The organism is Ruegeria sp. CI1 (assembly GCF_056536925.1).
On sequence record NZ_JBQFQP010000010.1, the window covers coordinates 79,089 to 95,284 of the forward strand.

Below are 16,196 nucleotides of genomic sequence, written 5' to 3' on the forward strand. Positions count from 1 at the left end.
GCTCAAATGTCCTTGATCTTGTCCGCTCGCAAAGGGCAAGCTAGGTAGACGCCGAACTCCCGCCCGATTTCTGCGCTGACGCGGGCATGCACACGGCCTTGCCTGTCCAGAAAGCGTTGCTCGTCTTCGACCGGGAAAATCCCCTCGTGCCAGATACCGGGATGGATATACAGCCCGCGCGAACCGTCGCACCAGAACGCCACCACCTTTTCTGGTGTCAGGTTGTCGCCGGGCAACGCGGCAGGAATGATGAAGGGCTTGTTGTCGAGCGGCCAGAACATCTGCCCGCCATCCGGGTGATAGTTCATGTGCCACAGCAGCACCTGATCGCGGGGCGCTGTTTGGCGGCTTGTCTGTGCCTGCTGCGGATCGGTTGACCATCCGAGGACATAGTGGCCATTGACCGCTTCGTTCTCGCCATAAAGCACGTCACCCTTCCACTCGCCACGAAAGGTGCCTTCGACCCAGCCTCCTTCGTCGCCGGTGCCTTCATCGATCGGTCGCCACCCCTGCTGTGGCCAGCGGGTGATCTCGATCTCGAACCCTTCGGGATCATCAACCAGGCACCCATAGCCTTTGACCGAGGCGTCCGTCGCGCGGATCAGGGGAACCTCGTGCCAGGGCAGCGAGGGTTTGGTGCTGGCTTCAAAGATATATTCCGGGGCGTTCATGCGGCCTCCATGTGCTTGTCGACCATACGCTGCACCATCGGCGCAAAATGTGCAAAGCCAGGGGGTTCCATGTCGGCGCGTTTCCCGGCCTCATCCAGATAGCGGACCTGAATGATCTCTTTCAAGTTCGGGTTGGCTTCGAACGCGGCAACTTCTTCGGCGCTCATCGGACCACCTTGCAGTTCCAACGTGTGAACCGACGCCGCGGACAGGCGATTGAAATACTCGGGCTTGGTGGCACACAGATACCGCTTGGCCGCCACGTGATAGCGGCAGCAATCGGTGATGACCGAGGGGAAGAACTGCTCCAACACCTCGGCGCCCGCGTCCTCATGATGACGGTCTTCGGTGTCGTCGGGGTGGTAGGTGCCGAACTCGGATGTGAAATGGCCTATATCGTGCAGCAATGCGCCGACAATGATCTCGTCTGGCATCCCGTTCTGTTCGGCGATGGTTGCGCCTTGCAGCATGTGCTGGGCCATAGTGACAGGCTCGCCCAGATACTCTTCACCACCGCGGCGCGCAAAGATGTCGCCGATGAAGGCAACGATATTGTCCCGGTTCAGGGTCGAGAAATCGGGTTTCATTCCGCCGCCTCTGGTTGGGTCATTTCCATCGCCGCCAGTGTGGACAGCAACCCGTCCTTGTCGGCGTAACATCCCTGCAACCAGCGCGATCCGGCCCCGGAATAGCCCAGCCGCGCGTGCAGGACGCGGGTGTTGTCGACGATAAAGCTTTCCCCCGGTTCCAGTTTGAAGGAAACGCCCATGGCCGGGTCGTCGATGATATCACCCAATTGGCGATAGGCGGCGTAATAAGCCACCATCTTGTCAAACGGCACGTCTACGAAAGGGGCAGAAGAGCGGTTGTTGAAGCGGATGCCGATCAGCTCTCCATCCGGTGACAACTCGATCATCGGGCGGCGCGACCGCAGGCAGACCCCGTCCGAGCCCTTGTATTCGAACCGCGCCGGATATCCGGCCAGCAGGGCAAAGCCTTCGGGGTTTGCGTCACGCAGTTTTTCGATGGCGCGGAAGCCGTCAACAACGATGGAATCCCCGCCTTCAGCCGAGTTTTCCAGACAATAGAGGATTTGCAAGGTCGGCACCGGGTCGCGATAGGGGTTGTCGGTATGCGCCTGAAGGCCAAGCCCGGTATAGGCAAGGTTGGTCGGGTTCACCTCGGTTCGCACCTCGAAATAGGGGCCATAATTGGTTTCGCGGACATAGCCGAACAGGTCAGCGACCTTCAGCAGCGATTCAGGCTCGGTCGGGCCGCCGGTCAGCTTGGCAAAGCCGAACTCGGCCACAGCGGCCAGCCAGTTCCGCTTGACCTCGGGGTTGGCGTGCACCTGGAGCCAGTCGGCGCTAGGGGCGGCGATACCGCGTTCCCAAGTTGTGATGCCGGGGGCGGTCCAACCGGGTTCATGCGTCTGATCGCGGTCATAGCTGTTTTCGGCCAACCACGCGGCGGGAAAGATGACCGTTTTCCCTTCGGGCTGGAATGTGATCTGCAAATCACCGTCCACCACGTCCGCCGCGTCGACAGAGATATCCGCAGGGATATCGCCGATTGTGATCAGCCGCTGACCATTGCCGGGCGCGCGGGTTTCGGGGTCGAGCGCGTTGTCACGCAACCAGATAGCATGAAAGCGCGCGCGGGCGCCGTTGGCAAAATCCAACGTCACGATGGACGTGTCATGGGTGACTGTGCGCAGCATGGGTTGTCTCCTGTTCGGCGAACTGTACTTGAGGAAATACCTTGCGCATGACATTACGACAACTAATCCTTATTTCGACTAAGGGATGGAAATTCTTATGGATAGAAAACGGCGTGGCCTTCCGCCACTGGACTGGTTGCGGGTATTTGAAGCTGCGGGCCGCTTAGGGGGATTTTCAGCCGCAGCTCGTGAGTTTGGCCTGACGCAGGCGGCGGTCAGCCAGAGAATCGGCAACCTCGAGGTCTGGCTGGGCCGGTCGCTTTTCGTTCGCGAGGCGCGCGGCGTGTCGCTGACGGTTGAGGGAGAAAGCTATCTGCCATTGGTTCAGGAAAGCCTGACTGCGTTGGAGCGCAACACCGAAGATCTTTTCGGAAAGTCCCCCAGAGAGCTGCGCGTTGCGGGCATGAGTTCACATATCAACGCGCTGGTAGTGGCGCGATGTGCGGGGTTTCACATCGACCATCCCGAGGTCCGGTTGGTCACCGAATCCTTGGCATTGCGATCGGAACTGGATGAGGCCAGGACTTGGCTGCAAGTCCGATATGGTCGCGGCGTGTGGCCCAGACGAGAAGCGCAACTGATCGCGCAAGAAGTGCTGGCCCCCATGGCCGCGCCCGGAACGGAATGGGGTGCACCGTTGATCGAATTGCGCGGCGAACGGCCCGGCTGGCGCGAATGGGCACGCAACGCAGGCCAGCCGGACACTGCGCCTGCCTTGCTAAGCGTCGACTCGATGGGGCATGCGTTGACGGCAGCCGAACAGGGGCTTGGTGTAGTTTTGGGGTCAATCGCTTTGGCAAAGACGGCTTGCGCGGCCAGACGGTTGCACCTGCTCGGCCTACCCGCGTTGCCAACCCGCGACGGATACTGGCTGACATGGCCTGAGGGGCGGCTGCAATCCAGGCGGCAGCGTGCATTGGTTACCGGGTTTCTGGATTTGATTCGACAGGATGCCTGACAGGGCCCATTTCAATGTTTGGTTTTGAGGTAATCCCGAGTTGCGGTATCCTGCAAGCAGGAGATTTCCGATGCCTGCATTTGTGTTCAACTTCCTTGCTGTCATCCTTATATCTATCCTGCCCGCGGGCAAACTGGCCGCCCAAAGCCCGCAGGATCTTGTGCAGTGGATCTATGTGTCACTGTCGCAACCGGGACTTCATGGTGTTCCCTATCTGTCTGCTCCAGAGCGTCGGCAGCAGTTCTTTTCCGACCGCCTTATCCGCCTGTTTGCCGCGAATGAATTTAAGGACGCCAACCACCAGCCGCCGTGCATCGGTTTTGGCGTCGATGTTTCCGGGCAGGACTATGACGCTGCAGAGATCTTGCGCACCCTGCAAATCGAGGCCGTGAACGAAGGCACCCGCCAGATCGTGCATGCAAGGTTCCGGAACTTCGGGAAACCCGAAATTGTGAGTTATGAATTTGCCCCGGTCGACGGGCATTGGCGAATCGATGACATCGCCGGCCAAGGATGGCGTTTGTCGGAAATACCTTGTGACGCAGCCAACGTCGCAGCGCCGTCAACCGAGCTTGCCGGATATTGTTATGTTCACGATGGAGGGACGCTGAGGATCGAACTCGACAGCACTGGTGCCGGTCTCTTCGACCTCGAAATCTGGGCGGCAACCGGTCATTTCTGCGGGATCAGAGGTAATTTGACCCCGACAACGACAGGATGGCTCTATCAGGAACAACTGTCCAACGGGGTGTTATGCCGCCTTGAGTTGGGAGTTACGCGGGATCAAGGAGTCAGGATCAACGACCCGCAACACGATTGCAAGTCGCAATATTGCGGAATGAAGGCCGCGATGGATGGCACGGAGTTCCCCAGGTCTTCGCAGGTCGATTGCGCGCAAGTTCCCCGCGATCAGAACTGAGCCTGTCAGAAGTCGATGGCGATGCCCTTTTTTTCCCAATCGCCATAGCGCGCCGGGTCGGGGCCGTCCCGCCCACCCAATTCCTTTGGCAACTCCTTTGCTACGGCCGCAGCATTCTTGCGACGTTCTTCGGCCTCGGCGAGCGCGCGTTTCGCGGCGGGAGAAAGGTCTTTGCGGTCGTCACTCATTGCATCGGGTTCCTTTTCGACTTTGCACTTGATATACGCCCACGTCCGTCCGACACAATGCGGGCGGAGGTCACATGCAAAAAGGCGGTATTCATGGCAGACAGCGCAACCTCGGCGCGGCGCAGCGCGATCTATCTGCTGGATCAAATTCTGGGTGAGGGTCGCCTGATGTCCGAATGTCTGGCCGCAGGAGCACTGGATCGGTTGTTACCCGAAGATCGGGCGCGCGCGCAGCGGCTGGCGCTGGAGACCCTACGCGGGCTTGAGCGCGCCGACCGGTTGCTGAGTGGTCATCTGAAGAAAGCGCCAGCCCTGACAGTCAAAAATGCGTTGCGGCTTGCAACGGTCGAACTTTGTCAGGGCGAGGCAGCGCACGGCGTTGTGAATTCGGTGGTTGAGATCGTTGGCCGCAGTCGCAAGCACGGGCGACTCAAGGGGCTGGTCAATGCCGTTCTCCGAAAGATCGCCGCAGAAGGGCCTGATGCGTGGCCGCGCATGCGGGTGCCTCGCATGCCCGAATGGTTACGCGGGCCGTTGATTGAGGCATGGGGAAAAGAGGCTGTCACCGGGATCGAGCACGCACATTTTGCAGGTGCGCCACTGGACCTGACAGTGAAGCCGGGCGCCGAAGCGCCCGACGGTGAAAAGCTGCCAACCGGATCGATCCGATTGCACGGCACCCATCAGGTGTCGGTCCTTCCCGGATTTTCCGACGGAAACTGGTGGGTTCAGGATGCTGCGGCTGCATTGCCTGTAAAAATATTGGCCGCGCAATCCGGAGAGCGTGTTCTCGATTTGTGCGCGGCACCGGGCGGCAAGACGATGCAACTTGCCTCCTTCGGCGCCAAGGTTACGGCGCTGGACATTTCCGAGACCCGTATGGCGCGCGTGCGGGAGAATCTGGCGCGCACCGGGTTGCAAGCTGAGTTGATCATAGGCGACGCGCTGGAGCACGGGGGTACCTATGACGCGGTGCTTCTCGACGCGCCATGTTCAGCGACCGGAACCATCCGGCGGCATCCCGACCTGCCCTTTGCCAAGGACGGTTCGGAATTCGGTCCGCTGATCGAGTTGCAGGCGAAAATGTTGGCACACGCCTGGACGCTGGTGAGGCCCGGTGGTCGGTTAGTCTATTGCACCTGTTCGCTGTTGCCCGACGAAGGCGAGGTTCAGGTCGAGGAGGCGCTGGAGCTGTTCCCCGATATGGCGGCGGACCGAAGCATATCAAATCTTCCGGGTGTTGACACCAACTGGATCACCGAAGAAGGCGGCCTGCGTCTGCGCCCGGACTACTGGCCTGATCGAGGTGGAATGGACGGATTTTACGTCGCGTGTTTGCACAAAGCAGGCTAAGATGGACTCTTTTCGGTGACACGGCACCGATGACCCGCTATTTTCGCGTTCAAACGCCATAGAGCGTAAGAGGCAGGGGAACGAGATGTCCGGCCCGCGTACAATTTCCAGCAGATGGGGGCGGTTTCAGAACCGTCTTTATGTGCGCCTCAGTCAGCGTCGAAAGGCAATTGCCGGTTTCGTGTCCCAGCCAGAGCCGCGAACTGTCGGTTCCTTCGCGCGTGGACGGCAACTTGTGGCGGGCAACTTGCTGTTCGCTGGCTACCTCGTCGAATCTCAGGACAGTGGTTTGTGGGAAGTCGAGGCCCCGAATGCAGCCTTTGACGCCGAGAGGCATGGGTTCGTTTGGCTTGACGACCTGGCTGCGGTCGGCGACCCGAATGCTCGCGAAAAAGCGCAACTTTGGCTGTGGGGCTGGATAGAGACTCAGGGACAGTCCTACGGTTCCGGATGGGCTCCTGACCTGACCGGCAGACGTTTGATCCGCTGGATCAATCATTCGGCCTTCCTGTTACGCGGAACTGATGACGCCCACAGCGAGGCATTCTTGCGCTCATTGGCCCAACAAACCTGGTACCTGTCGAAACGCTGGTACCAGACGACACCGGGCCTGCCGCGTTTCGAGGCTCTGTGCGGCCTTATCTATGCCAGCCTGGCACTGGAAGGTTTCGAGGCTTTGGCCGATCCCGCGATCAAGGCTTTGGGAAAGGAATGCAAAACTCAGATCGACGAGACTGGCGGAATTCCCACCCGTAATTCCGAAGAATTACTGGAAGTGTTCACGTTATTGACATGGACGGCGGCAGCGCTGCATGACGTCGGACGCGGAACTCCCTCTGACCACACGGCGGCCATCAAGCGGATTGCGCCCACCCTTCGTAGCCTGCGCCACACAGATGGGGGTCTGGCCCGCTTCCACGGCGGCGGGCGCGGTCTGGAAGGACGGCTCGATCACGCGCTTGCACAAAGCGGCGTCAAGCCACATCATCCCGTTGGATTGGTGATGGGATACGCCAGATTGTCGGCGGGCCGCACAAGCATCGTGGTCGATGCGAGTTCACCGCCTATCGGGCGCGCATCGTATAACGGTCACGCCTCGACCCTGGCATTCGAGTTGACATCAGGGCGGCGGCCTTTGATCGTCAATTGCGGCTCTGGAGAGAGTTTCGGAATGGAGTGGCGCCGCGCGGGTCGGGCAACACCGTCACATTCAACCTTATGCCTGGACGGCTATTCCAGTGCTCGCCTGACTGGGTCGCACAAGGGTACCGAGTTCGAGGAATTGACTGATGGACCGGCAAACGTGCCCGTTGAAATCGAAGAGACCCATGGCGGAGTGCGTTTTCAGGGTGCACATGACGGTTACATCAAGGCTTTGGGGCTGACTCATGCACGCACTCTGGACCTTGCGTTTGACGGCCGGGAGCTGACGGGCGAGGATCTTTTGCTGGCCTTGGGCGATGCGGCCAAGCGCCGGTTTGACGGGGCGGTCGACGCATCGGGGCTGACCGGGATTGGAATCGACGTCCGTTTTCACCTGCATCCCGACATCGACGCCGCGCTGGATCTGGGTGGCGCGGCGGTATCGATGGCGCTCAAAAGCGGAGAAATTTGGATCTTTCGGCATGACACTCCTTGCGAGTTATCATTGAAACCAAGCGTTTATCTTGAAAAAGGTCGATTAAAGCCACGCGCGACAAAACAGATCGTTCTATCCGGGCGCGCAATGGAGTATGCGACGCGCATCCGGTGGTCGTTGAGCAAGGCCCATGATACAGCTGTTGCCGTTCGCGACGTAAGCCGGGACGAACCCGATTTCGACTGATCCGCATAAGGACCCCGAACACATGACCGACCTTCACCCCGTGCGCCGCGCGTTGCTTTCCGTATCCGACAAGACCGGACTGATCGAGCTGGGACAGGCTTTGGCCGACCGCGGGGTAGAACTGCTGTCGACCGGCGGCACCGCCAAGGCATTGCGCGATGCCGGGTTGGCCGTGAAAGACGTGAGCGACGTGACCGGGTTCCCCGAAATGATGGATGGGCGTGTAAAGACATTGCATCCGATGGTGCATGGCGGCCTGCTGGCGCTGAGAGACAATGACGCCCATGTCGCGGCAATGAAGGAACATGACATCGGCCCAATCGACCTGCTGGTCGTAAACCTCTATCCGTTCGAGGCGACGGTGGCCAAGGGCGCAGACTATGACACCTGCATCGAGAATATCGACATCGGTGGCCCGGCGATGATCCGCGCGGCGGCCAAGAACCACGCCTTTGTCAACGTGGTGGTCGACGTCGAAGATTACGAAAAACTGTTGGGCGACATGGATCAGCACAACGGCGCGACCTGCCCGAAATTCCGTCGCAAGCTGGCGCAAAAGGCCTATGCCCGTACCGCCGCCTATGACGCGGCCGTGTCGAACTGGCTGGCCGGTGCGCTGGAGTTGACGGCCCCCAAGCGTCGCGCCTTTGCCGGAGAGCTGAAACAGACACTGCGTTATGGCGAGAACAGCCACCAGACAGCGGCGTTCTATACCGATGGATCGAACCGGCCTGGAGTGGCCACGGCTGTCCAGCTGCAGGGCAAGGAACTGAGCTATAACAATATCAACGACACCGATGCCGCGTATGAACTGGTGGCGGAATTCGATCCGCGCGACAGCGCTGCCGTTGCGATCATCAAACACGCCAACCCCTGTGGCGTGGCGACAGGCGCGACGCTGGTCGAGGCGTATCAAAAGGCATTTGATTGTGACCGAACTTCGGCCTTTGGCGGTATTGTCGCACTGAACCGGCCACTCGACGCGGAAACCGCAACCAAGATCGTCGAGATCTTTACCGAAGTCGTCATCGCCCCCGGCGCATCGGACGAGGCAAAGGCCATCTTCGCCGCCAAGAAAAACCTGCGCCTTTTGCTGACCGACAGTCTGCCTGACACTCGCCAACCGATTGTAGCCTACAAGCAGGTCGCGGGGGGTATGCTCGTGCAGGACAAGGATGTGGGTTACGTGGGCATCAAAGACCTGAAGATCGTGACCGACAAAGCACCGACCGAGGCACAGATGCAGGATCTGCTTTTCGCGTGGAAAGTCGCCAAGCATGTGAAGTCCAACGCGATTGTCTATGTCAAAAACGGTGCCACCGTGGGTGTGGGCGCGGGACAGATGTCGCGTCTGGACAGCGCGAATGTGGCCGCTGCCAAGGCAGAACGCATGGCTGCCGAACTTGGCCTGAATGAAAGCCTTGCCAAAGGGTGCGTCGTGGCCTCGGATGCGTTTTTCCCCTTCCCGGACGGTTTGCTCGAGGCCGCCGCTGCTGGCGGAGCCTGCGTCATTCAGCCAGGTGGCTCAATGCGCGATGACGAGGTGATCAAAGCCGCCAACGATGCTGGTCTGGCCATGGTCTTCACCGGTATGCGGCATTTCCGGCATTGATGCGTTTCCGTCTTCTTCTCTGGGCCACGGCACTGACTTTGCTGGCTGACCAGTTCAGCAAGTTTCTGGTCATTCATGTCATGGATGTGGCCCATCGCGGCAGCATTGACGTGCTGCCGCCACTGCTTGTTTTCCGCTATGGTGAAAATCGGGGTATCAATTTCGGGCTGTTCCAAGGCGACGGCGATGCTGGTCGCTGGCTCCTGATTGGCCTATCACTCGTAATCTGTGCCGTTGTTATGATCTGGTTGCGCCGAGGGGTACGGTCGAAACTCATGCTGGTCAGCGGTGGGCTGTTGATCGGCGGTGCCTTGGGCAACGTCGTGGATCGCCTGGTTTTCGGGTATGTTCAGGATTTCCTGAATATGTCCTGCTGCGGCATTCAAAACCCCTTTGTTTTCAACATCGCCGATGTATTCATCTTTGCGGGCGCTGTTGGCCTTGTGATGCTGGATGGCAAAAAGGCCCCGTGACGGGCTGAACGAAATGGGCTAAAAGCGCCTGAAACAGGCTGGAGATAACCATGCGGATGCCGCTGGCGATAATCGTTGTGACTGCTGCCGTCGCTTTGACGGGATGTGCGAACAATGGGCTCAAGAATATCCGTGCGCAGGGACCGGGCCCGGATGAGTTTGCGGTGCTGCCAGTCAAACCGCTGACTTCGCCCAAGGATTATCAATACTTGCCGGCCCCGACGCCTGGTGGCGGCAACCTGACGGACCCGAATCCGGTTGAAGATGGAATCGTCGCCCTTGGAGGCAGCGCCGCGGCATTAAACGCAACAGCCATTCCCTCATCCGACGCGGCACTCGTAACGGCATCGAGCCGGTACGGTGTACCCGCGAATACCAGACAGGTTGTGCAGGAGGAAGACGCCCGGTTCCGCGAGCGTCAGGGTCGCCTTTCAAGCCTCCGCTTGCTCCCGGTCGACCGGTACGAGCAGGCCTATCGCAGTCAGTCAATCGACCCCGATGTTCAGAACGATGCGTTGCGGCGACAGGGCTATGCCACACCATCGGCACCACCGCCGTTCAATGAATAATTCTTAACTTTCTGTCATCTCTCTTGAACCCGCGCGTCGCCATCGTAGGTTGACACCTGTAACGACACGGAGGACGTCGCATGGTCCGGGCATTGGCGCTGTCAGCCGCCCTGCTTTCCGCAACCCCGCTATCCGCCGAGACGGGGCGGGAAGCGGTCACGACCTTTACGCTGGACAACGGCATGGATGTGGTGGTGATTGAAGATCACCGCGCACCCGTGGTTCAGCACACTGTCTGGTACAGGGCCGGGTCGGCAGACGAACCGGTCGGATCGTCAGGGGTTGCGCATTTTCTGGAGCATTTGCTGTTCAAGGCCACAGACACCTTGAAGGCCGGCGAGTTTTCGGCAACCGTGGCGGCCAATGGCGGTACCGACAATGCCTTCACCTCATACGACTACACGGCGTATTATCAGCGGGTTGCAGCGGATCGGCTGGAGTTGATGATGCGGATGGAGTCGGATCGGATGCGCAACATCCGCCTGACTGAGCAGGATATAGCGACAGAACGCGGCGTGATCCTGGAAGAGCGCAACCAGCGCACCGAGAACAACCCCCGTGCCCTGTTCGGCGAACAGATGAATGCCAGCCAGTATCTCAACCACCGCTACGGCGTGCCGATCATTGGTTGGAAGCACGAGATGGAGGAGCTGGATCTGGAGGATGCGTTGTCCTTCTATCAGACCTACTATTCTCCCAATAACGCGATCCTCGTGGTGACGGGCGACATCAACCCGGATGAGGTCGAAGACCTGGCCGAAAAGTACTATGGTGCAATTCCGGCCAACCCGGACCTTCCGGACAGAATGCGTTCGCAAGAGCCGCCGCAAACCGCTGAACGCCGGTTGATCTACAAAGACCCTCGTGTGTCGCAACCTTATGTTCAACGCAGCTATCTTGCTCCCGAACGGGATGCCGGAAATCAGGAAAAGGCCGCAGCGCTGTTCATGCTGGCAGAGTTGCTGGGCGGTGGAACCACATCCTATCTGAACGAAAAACTGCAGTTCGAAACGCAAAAAGCAGTTTATGCCAGCGCGTTTTACAAGGATGTCTCGCTGGACGACACCAGCTTTGATTTCATTGTTGTTCCGGCAGAAGGCGTTTCGTTGCAAGAGGCTGAAGAGGCGATGGATCACGCAATTGCTGATTTCATTGCCGAAGGAGTCAAGCAGGAAGACTTGGATCGGATCAAGATGCAACTGCGCGCCGCTTTGGTCTATGAGCGCGACAATGTGGATGGCATAGGCAATCGGTACGGCGCCGCGCTGACCAGCGGCCTGACGGTCGAGGACGTGCAGGTGTGGCCGGATATCCTTCAAGCCGTAACCGGCGAAGACATCGTCGCCGCTGCGCGTGATGTGCTGCGGTCCGAAACATCCGTGACAGGTTGGTTAATGCGAGACGGGGAGGTGACGCAATGAGAGCTTTCTTTGCAGCCGTGATAGCAGTCTTCATTGCTCTGCCCGCCTGGGCGGAGATCCAGATACAAGAAGTCACGTCGCCCAAGGGTATCAAGGCTTGGTTGGTCGAAGATCACTCCATCCCGTTTACCGCGCTGGAGTTGCGGTTTCGCGGAGGAACGTCGCTGGACAACCCCGAAAAGCGTGGCGCAGTCTATCTGATGAGCGGGTTGTTGGAGGAAGGCGCCGGCGACATGGATGCGCAGACCTATGCGCGGGCGCTTGAATCGCTGGCGGCTTCGTTTTCCTACCAGGCGACGGATGATTCCGTGGCGATCTCGGCGCGGTTCCTGACTGAAAACCGCGATGACGTCATCGATCTGTTGCACACCACAATCCACGAACCGCGTTTTGGTCAGACGGCCATCGACCGGGTACGGGCGCAGGTTCTGTCGGGTCTTAGGTCAGATGAAAAAGATCCTAACGACATTGCCGGTCTCAACTTTGCCAAGATGGCCTATGGCGATCATCCTTATGGTGCCGACGGTAAAGGAACGCTGGAAAGCGTGTCCTCTCTTACCCGCGATGATATCGTTGCGGCCTATGAAGGCGTGTTCGCCAAAGACCGTCTTTACGTTGGGGCGGTCGGCGATATCACTCCCGAAGAGCTTGGCGCGCTGCTGGACAAGCTGATTTCCGGTCTGCCCGAAACCGGAACACCTATCCCAGGAAAGGCCGAAGTCAGCATCTCTGGCGGCGTCAGTGTCGTCGATTTCGACACGCCGCAGTCAGTGGCCTTGTTTGCACAAAAAGGCATGGACCGGGACGATCCCGATTTCTTTGCGGCCTATCTGCTGAATCACATACTTGGTGGTGGTGGATTCGAAAGCCGGCTGATGCAGGAGGTTCGCGAAAAGCGCGGCCTGACCTATGGCGTCTATTCCTATCTGGTGCCCAAGGATCTTGCCTCGGTTTATATGGGTTCGGTTGCATCGGCCAATGACCGGATAGCCGAGGCGATCGAGGTGATTTCGGCCGAATGGAAACGCGCTGCCGTTGAGGGCGTTACCCAGAAAGAATTGTCCGATGCCAAAACCTATCTGACCGGAGCCTATCCCTTGCGATTTGACGGCAACGGCCAGATTGCGGGGATCATGGTGGGCATGCAGATGGAGGGATTGCCCATCGACTATATCACCACCCGCAACGATCAGGTGAATGCGGTAACACTCGATGATGTCAATCGCGTCGCGCGCGAATTGCTGGACCCCGAAGGTTTGCATTTCACCGTCGTGGGAAAACCGGTTGGGCTGGAAACCACCAATTGAGCATGGCAGATCAAGATTTGCGTTTTGAGCCCCTCAGCATCTGACCGATCATCTGACCCGGTCACCCTGATCCGCGCTGGTACAGGGCGCCATCCACCGACAGGACTGTTCCGCTGATATAACCGGCCATGTCGGATGCCAGAAACAGGCAGGCATTGGCGACATCTTGAAGTGTTCCCCAGCGCCCAAGGGGAACGTCCGCCAGAAACATCTTTTCCGCCTCGGGCGTCGGAGCCAGACGCTTTGCCCCTTCGGTCCCCTCGATGAACCCCGGCAAACCGAATTCACGCGGATACCTTCGATGCCCCATTCCAAAGCCAACGTCCGGGTGATCTGGTCCACGCCCGCCTTGGCGGCACAAACATGGGACTGTCCTTCGTAAGGCAGCCAGGATTGCGGGGCCGAGATGTTTATGATGCTGGCTCCGGGACGTTTTAGGAGGGGATAGGCCGCTTTCATTACGTGGATCGTACCCATCAGGTCAATGTCGATGACGGTCTTGAAGGCATTGACAGACATCTCAGCCGCCAGCGCTGGAAAGTTGCCTGCCGCACCTGAAATCAGCACATCGAAGTCCCCGAATGTGTCGTGGAACAGTTTGAGGCCGGCGGCGACGGCTTCGGGGTCACGGACGTCAAAGGCCTCGCCGATGGCCTCCGACGCACCAGCGCCCTTAAGTGCCAATACAGTACCAATCAACCTTGGTTCGCGACCGGCTTGCCACCGCCAGTTTGGCTCCCGACGCCGCGAATGCTTTGGCAATACCGCGATTGATACCACTGGTGCCGCCGATCACGACGACCGACTTACCTGAAAAATCCATGCAGGCCTCCCGTATTGGGAGCCCTATTCACCGTAGGGCACCCAAATGTTCTTGATCTCGGTGGCAGCCTGCAGGAAACGGCGGGAATGATCGATGTTCCAATCGGTTGCCGTCGCGTTATTGACCCACGTCCTTTTGAGATTGCCTGACGAGACCTCTTCTATCTCGGCCGAAAGATCGGAAGAGGAGAAGCTCCAGACAGCGTCTACGTTCAGGTGAGAGGCCAGTGGCTTGGCAATCTCGGCATGGCTGCCGGTCAGGATGTTGACCACACCCGCCGGAACATCTGATGTCTCAAGGACTTGGTAAAAATCCGTTGCCACCAGCGGATAGGGTTCGCTTGCGGCCAGAACGACCCGATTACCCATGGCAATTGCCGGCGCCATGGCCGAGACGAGACCCAACAAAGGCGCCTCGTCCGCACAGAGAACACCGATGACACCAACCGGTTCCTTCATTGCGATGGCAACACCTCGGATCGGAACGCCATGCACCTGACCGTCATATTTGTCGGCCCAGGCGGCGGCGGAGAACAAACGTTGGATTGATGCCGCGACCTCGGTTGCACCACCTTTCCTGCCAGTCATGGCATCGATGCGGCCCGCAAATTCATCCGCGCGAGCCGAGAGGTTCTCACCAATGTAATACAGGATCTGCGCACGCAAGTGGCCGGTGGTCTTGGACCAGCCTGCGGCACCCGCAGCGGCCTCGACGGCGTTGCGCACGTCCTTTCGGTTGGCAAGACCGACATGCCCCAATAGCCCGGACTTGCCCCAAACAGGCCTCGAATAACCACCATCCGGGCGCACTTGCTTGCCGCCGACATACATCTTGGCGGTGCGGTCGATCGGATCGACCGGAGCCCCTTCGCCTGTTGCGGATTCGAGCTTTTCCAGCCGCCTGACCTTACCTTTGGGCTTGGTATAGGCGCTCAACCCCTCCCAGCCGCCTTCGCGACCAAAACCGCTTTCGCGCACACCGCCGAATCCGGCCGCGGCGTCAAACAGATTGGTGGCGTTCACCCAAACTACGCCCGCGACCAGCTTAGGCGCGATATCCAGCGCCAGGTTCACATTCTCGGTCCAAACCGTCGCGGCCAGCCCGTAGCGGGTATTGTTGGCCAGTTCGACCGCTTCGTCAGGTGTTCGAAACGTGGATGACACCAGAACCGGCCCAAAGATTTCTTCTTGCATCAACGGGTCCGACGTCTCGAGACCCGAGATCAGAGTCGGAGGGTAGTAACAGCCGTTTTCTGGCAACTCACAAGCCGCATGATACACTTGGCCAGCGATATTGCTTTCGACCATGCTCTTGACGGTCTGCAACTGGATCGGATCGACAACCGCGCCCACGTCGATACATTTGTCCAGCGGATTACCGACGCGGAGCTTGTCCATTCGTGCGCGCAGTTTGTCGTGGAAACGATCGGCGATGCCCTCCTGCACCAGCAGGCGTGAACCGGCGCAGCAGACCTGACCCTGATTGAACCAGATCGCATCGACCAGACCTTCGATCGCGGAATCAATATCAGCGTCATCAAAGACGATGTAGGCGGACTTGCCGCCCAGCTCCAAGGTCAGCTCCTTGCCCGAGCCAGCGGTTGCCTCGCGAATGCGCCGGCCCACGGCGGTCGAGCCGGTAAAGGCGATCTTGTCCACGTCCGAGGCCACGATCATTTCGCCCACCGCGCCATCACCGGTAACTATATTGATCACGCCCTTGGGCAGCCCGGCTTGTGTGCAGATATCGGCAAACAACAGCGCGGTCAGCGAAGTGAATTCGGCTGGCTTCAGAACTACGGTGTTACCCATCGCCAACGCCGGGGCGACTTTCCATGCGAGCATCAGCAATGGAAAGTTCCACGGAATGATCTGGCCGCACACCCCCAACGCCTCGGCCTCGGGCAACTCGCTTTCCATCAGCTGCGCCATTCCGGCGTGATAGTAGAAATGTCGCTGCACCAGAGGGATGTCGATATCCCGGCTCTCGCGGATCGGCTTGCCGTTGTCCAGGCTCTCCAGCACCGCAAACAGGCGCGAGTGTTTCTGCAGCAGCCGCGCAAGGGCATATAGATACCGGGCACGGCCGGCTCCGCCGAGCTGTTCCCATTTCGGTTGCGCCTTGCGCGCGGCGGCAACAGCGGCATCCACATCGGCTTGCGTAGCTTGTGTCAGCATCGCAAGGACTTCGCCGGTCGCGGGGTTCCGGCTTTCGAAACCCTGGCCGGGTTTCGTAAAAACGCCGTCGATGAAATGACCGAACCGGTCGCCTTGATCCACCAGCCAGGCCAGCGCTTCGGCAGCGCTTTCGGGAGCGGGTCCGTAGTCCATGGTCTCGAAAATCTCTTTGACTGTCAT

16 protein-coding genes are annotated in these 16,196 nt (G+C 59.2%); 9 read left to right on the forward strand and 7 right to left on the reverse strand.

Annotated elements, in window-relative coordinates:
• Window positions 1–2 precede the first annotated feature (2 nt).
• Genes ACR0LZ_RS13230 through tmpA form a run of 3 tightly spaced genes read right to left on the reverse strand, consistent with a single transcriptional unit; the run spans window position 3 to window position 2,391 of the window.
• Entirely contained in the window at window positions 3–671 is a 669-nt protein-coding gene (locus tag ACR0LZ_RS13230; RefSeq protein WP_480750280.1) for an ureidoglycolate lyase, read from the reverse strand.
• Window positions 668–1,258: a (R)-1-hydroxy-2-trimethylaminoethylphosphonate oxygenase gene (gene tmpB, locus ACR0LZ_RS13235; protein WP_480750281.1), complete on the reverse strand. Its 591-nt coding sequence runs from the start codon at window positions 1,256–1,258 to the stop codon at window positions 668–670. Before tmpB ends, ACR0LZ_RS13230 begins: the two co-directional genes overlap by 4 nt.
• Entirely contained in the window at window positions 1,255–2,391 is a 1,137-nt protein-coding gene (gene tmpA, locus ACR0LZ_RS13240; protein WP_480750282.1) for a 2-trimethylaminoethylphosphonate dioxygenase, read from the reverse strand. Before tmpA ends, tmpB begins: the two co-directional genes overlap by 4 nt.
• 97 nt (window positions 2,392–2,488) lie before the next feature.
• Between tmpA and ACR0LZ_RS13245 the strand changes: the two genes are divergently transcribed.
• Window positions 2,489–3,349 carry a LysR family transcriptional regulator gene (locus ACR0LZ_RS13245; protein WP_480750283.1) on the forward strand — a complete coding sequence of 287 codons (861 nt, stop codon included), beginning with the start codon at window positions 2,489–2,491 and terminating at the stop codon, window positions 3,347–3,349.
• Between the two features lie 70 nt (window positions 3,350–3,419).
• Window positions 3,420–4,268, forward strand: a complete 849-nt coding sequence (locus tag ACR0LZ_RS13250) for a hypothetical protein (RefSeq protein ID WP_480750284.1) — start codon at window positions 3,420–3,422, stop codon at window positions 4,266–4,268.
• Window positions 4,269–4,273: 5 nt separating this feature from the next.
• On the opposite strand, the gene ACR0LZ_RS13255 is transcribed toward ACR0LZ_RS13250, so the two are convergent.
• Window positions 4,274–4,456 carry a DUF1674 domain-containing protein gene (locus ACR0LZ_RS13255; protein ID WP_480750285.1) on the reverse strand — a complete coding sequence of 61 codons (183 nt, stop codon included), beginning with the start codon at window positions 4,454–4,456 and terminating at the stop codon, window positions 4,274–4,276.
• A 93-nt stretch (window positions 4,457–4,549) separates the two neighbouring features.
• Here ACR0LZ_RS13255 and ACR0LZ_RS13260 point away from each other — a divergent pair, with 93 nt between their 5' ends.
• The 7 genes from ACR0LZ_RS13260 to ACR0LZ_RS13290 all read left to right on the forward strand — a co-directional run bounded on the left by ACR0LZ_RS13260 (window position 4,550) and on the right by ACR0LZ_RS13290 (window position 13,016).
• The gene (locus ACR0LZ_RS13260) at window positions 4,550–5,809 is read left to right on the forward strand and encodes an RsmB/NOP family class I SAM-dependent RNA methyltransferase (RefSeq protein ID WP_480750286.1); all 1,260 of its coding nucleotides are present in this window, start codon (window positions 4,550–4,552) and stop codon (window positions 5,807–5,809) included.
• An 85-nt stretch (window positions 5,810–5,894) separates the two neighbouring features.
• Window positions 5,895–7,634: a heparinase II/III family protein gene (locus tag ACR0LZ_RS13265; protein ID WP_480750287.1), complete on the forward strand. Its 1,740-nt coding sequence runs from the start codon at window positions 5,895–5,897 to the stop codon at window positions 7,632–7,634.
• Window positions 7,635–7,656: 22 nt separating this feature from the next.
• A complete protein-coding gene (gene purH, locus ACR0LZ_RS13270) occupies window positions 7,657–9,246 on the forward strand; it encodes a bifunctional phosphoribosylaminoimidazolecarboxamide formyltransferase/IMP cyclohydrolase (RefSeq protein ID WP_480750288.1) in 1,590 nt (529 codons plus the stop codon).
• Entirely contained in the window at window positions 9,246–9,719 is a 474-nt protein-coding gene (gene lspA / locus ACR0LZ_RS13275) for a signal peptidase II (RefSeq protein ID WP_480750289.1), read from the forward strand. The genes purH and lspA overlap by 1 nt, the downstream gene beginning before the upstream one ends.
• A gap of 50 nt (window positions 9,720–9,769) precedes the next feature.
• A complete protein-coding gene (locus ACR0LZ_RS13280) occupies window positions 9,770–10,288 on the forward strand; it encodes a DUF3035 domain-containing protein (protein WP_480750290.1) in 519 nt (172 codons plus the stop codon).
• 80 nt (window positions 10,289–10,368) lie between these two features.
• Window positions 10,369–11,709 carry a M16 family metallopeptidase gene (locus ACR0LZ_RS13285; protein WP_480750291.1) on the forward strand — a complete coding sequence of 447 codons (1,341 nt, stop codon included), beginning with the start codon at window positions 10,369–10,371 and terminating at the stop codon, window positions 11,707–11,709.
• Window positions 11,706–13,016, forward strand: a complete 1,311-nt coding sequence (locus ACR0LZ_RS13290) for a M16 family metallopeptidase (protein ID WP_480750292.1) — start codon at window positions 11,706–11,708, stop codon at window positions 13,014–13,016. Before ACR0LZ_RS13285 ends, ACR0LZ_RS13290 begins: the two co-directional genes overlap by 4 nt.
• A gap of 48 nt (window positions 13,017–13,064) precedes the next feature.
• Here the strand turns inward: ACR0LZ_RS13290 and ACR0LZ_RS13295 are convergent, their stop codons facing one another.
• The 3 genes from ACR0LZ_RS13295 to ACR0LZ_RS13305 are packed head-to-tail and all read right to left on the reverse strand — an operon-like array spanning window position 13,065 to window position 16,196.
• Complete coding sequence (locus ACR0LZ_RS13295; RefSeq protein ID WP_480750293.1) at window positions 13,065–13,700, reverse strand: SDR family oxidoreductase; 636 nt, start codon at window positions 13,698–13,700, stop codon at window positions 13,065–13,067.
• Window positions 13,690–13,839 (reverse strand): hypothetical protein, encoded by a 150-nt coding sequence (locus tag ACR0LZ_RS13300; protein WP_480750294.1) that lies wholly within the window; start codon window positions 13,837–13,839, stop codon window positions 13,690–13,692. Before ACR0LZ_RS13300 ends, ACR0LZ_RS13295 begins: the two co-directional genes overlap by 11 nt.
• A 23-nt stretch (window positions 13,840–13,862) precedes the next feature.
• The gene (locus tag ACR0LZ_RS13305) at window positions 13,863–16,196 is read right to left on the reverse strand and encodes an aldehyde dehydrogenase family protein (RefSeq protein ID WP_480750295.1); all 2,334 of its coding nucleotides are present in this window, start codon (window positions 16,194–16,196) and stop codon (window positions 13,863–13,865) included.

Bases quoted from the DNA above. Each gene is read 5' to 3' on its own strand.
- ACR0LZ_RS13230 (WP_480750280.1), bottom strand. From the start codon at position 671: ATGAACGCCCCGGAATATATCTTTGAAGCCAGCACCAAACCCTCGCTG.
- tmpB (WP_480750281.1), bottom strand. From the start codon at position 1,258: ATGAAACCCGATTTCTCGACCCTGAACCGGGACAATATCGTTGCCTTC.
- tmpA (WP_480750282.1), bottom strand. From the start codon at position 2,391: ATGCTGCGCACAGTCACCCATGACACGTCCATCGTGACGTTGGATTTT.
- ACR0LZ_RS13245 (WP_480750283.1), top strand. From the start codon at position 2,489: ATGGATAGAAAACGGCGTGGCCTTCCGCCACTGGACTGGTTGCGGGTA.
- ACR0LZ_RS13250 (WP_480750284.1), top strand. From the start codon at position 3,420: ATGCCTGCATTTGTGTTCAACTTCCTTGCTGTCATCCTTATATCTATC.
- ACR0LZ_RS13255 (WP_480750285.1), bottom strand. From the start codon at position 4,456: ATGAGTGACGACCGCAAAGACCTTTCTCCCGCCGCGAAACGCGCGCTC.
- ACR0LZ_RS13260 (WP_480750286.1), top strand. From the start codon at position 4,550: ATGGCAGACAGCGCAACCTCGGCGCGGCGCAGCGCGATCTATCTGCTG.
- ACR0LZ_RS13265 (WP_480750287.1), top strand. From the start codon at position 5,895: ATGTCCGGCCCGCGTACAATTTCCAGCAGATGGGGGCGGTTTCAGAAC.
- purH (WP_480750288.1), top strand. From the start codon at position 7,657: ATGACCGACCTTCACCCCGTGCGCCGCGCGTTGCTTTCCGTATCCGAC.
- lspA (WP_480750289.1), top strand. From the start codon at position 9,246: ATGCGTTTCCGTCTTCTTCTCTGGGCCACGGCACTGACTTTGCTGGCT.
- ACR0LZ_RS13280 (WP_480750290.1), top strand. From the start codon at position 9,770: ATGCGGATGCCGCTGGCGATAATCGTTGTGACTGCTGCCGTCGCTTTG.
- ACR0LZ_RS13285 (WP_480750291.1), top strand. From the start codon at position 10,369: ATGGTCCGGGCATTGGCGCTGTCAGCCGCCCTGCTTTCCGCAACCCCG.
- ACR0LZ_RS13290 (WP_480750292.1), top strand. From the start codon at position 11,706: ATGAGAGCTTTCTTTGCAGCCGTGATAGCAGTCTTCATTGCTCTGCCC.
- ACR0LZ_RS13300 (WP_480750294.1), bottom strand. From the start codon at position 13,839: ATGGATTTTTCAGGTAAGTCGGTCGTCGTGATCGGCGGCACCAGTGGT.
- ACR0LZ_RS13305 (WP_480750295.1), bottom strand. From the start codon at position 16,196: ATGACAGTCAAAGAGATTTTCGAGACCATGGACTACGGACCCGCTCCC.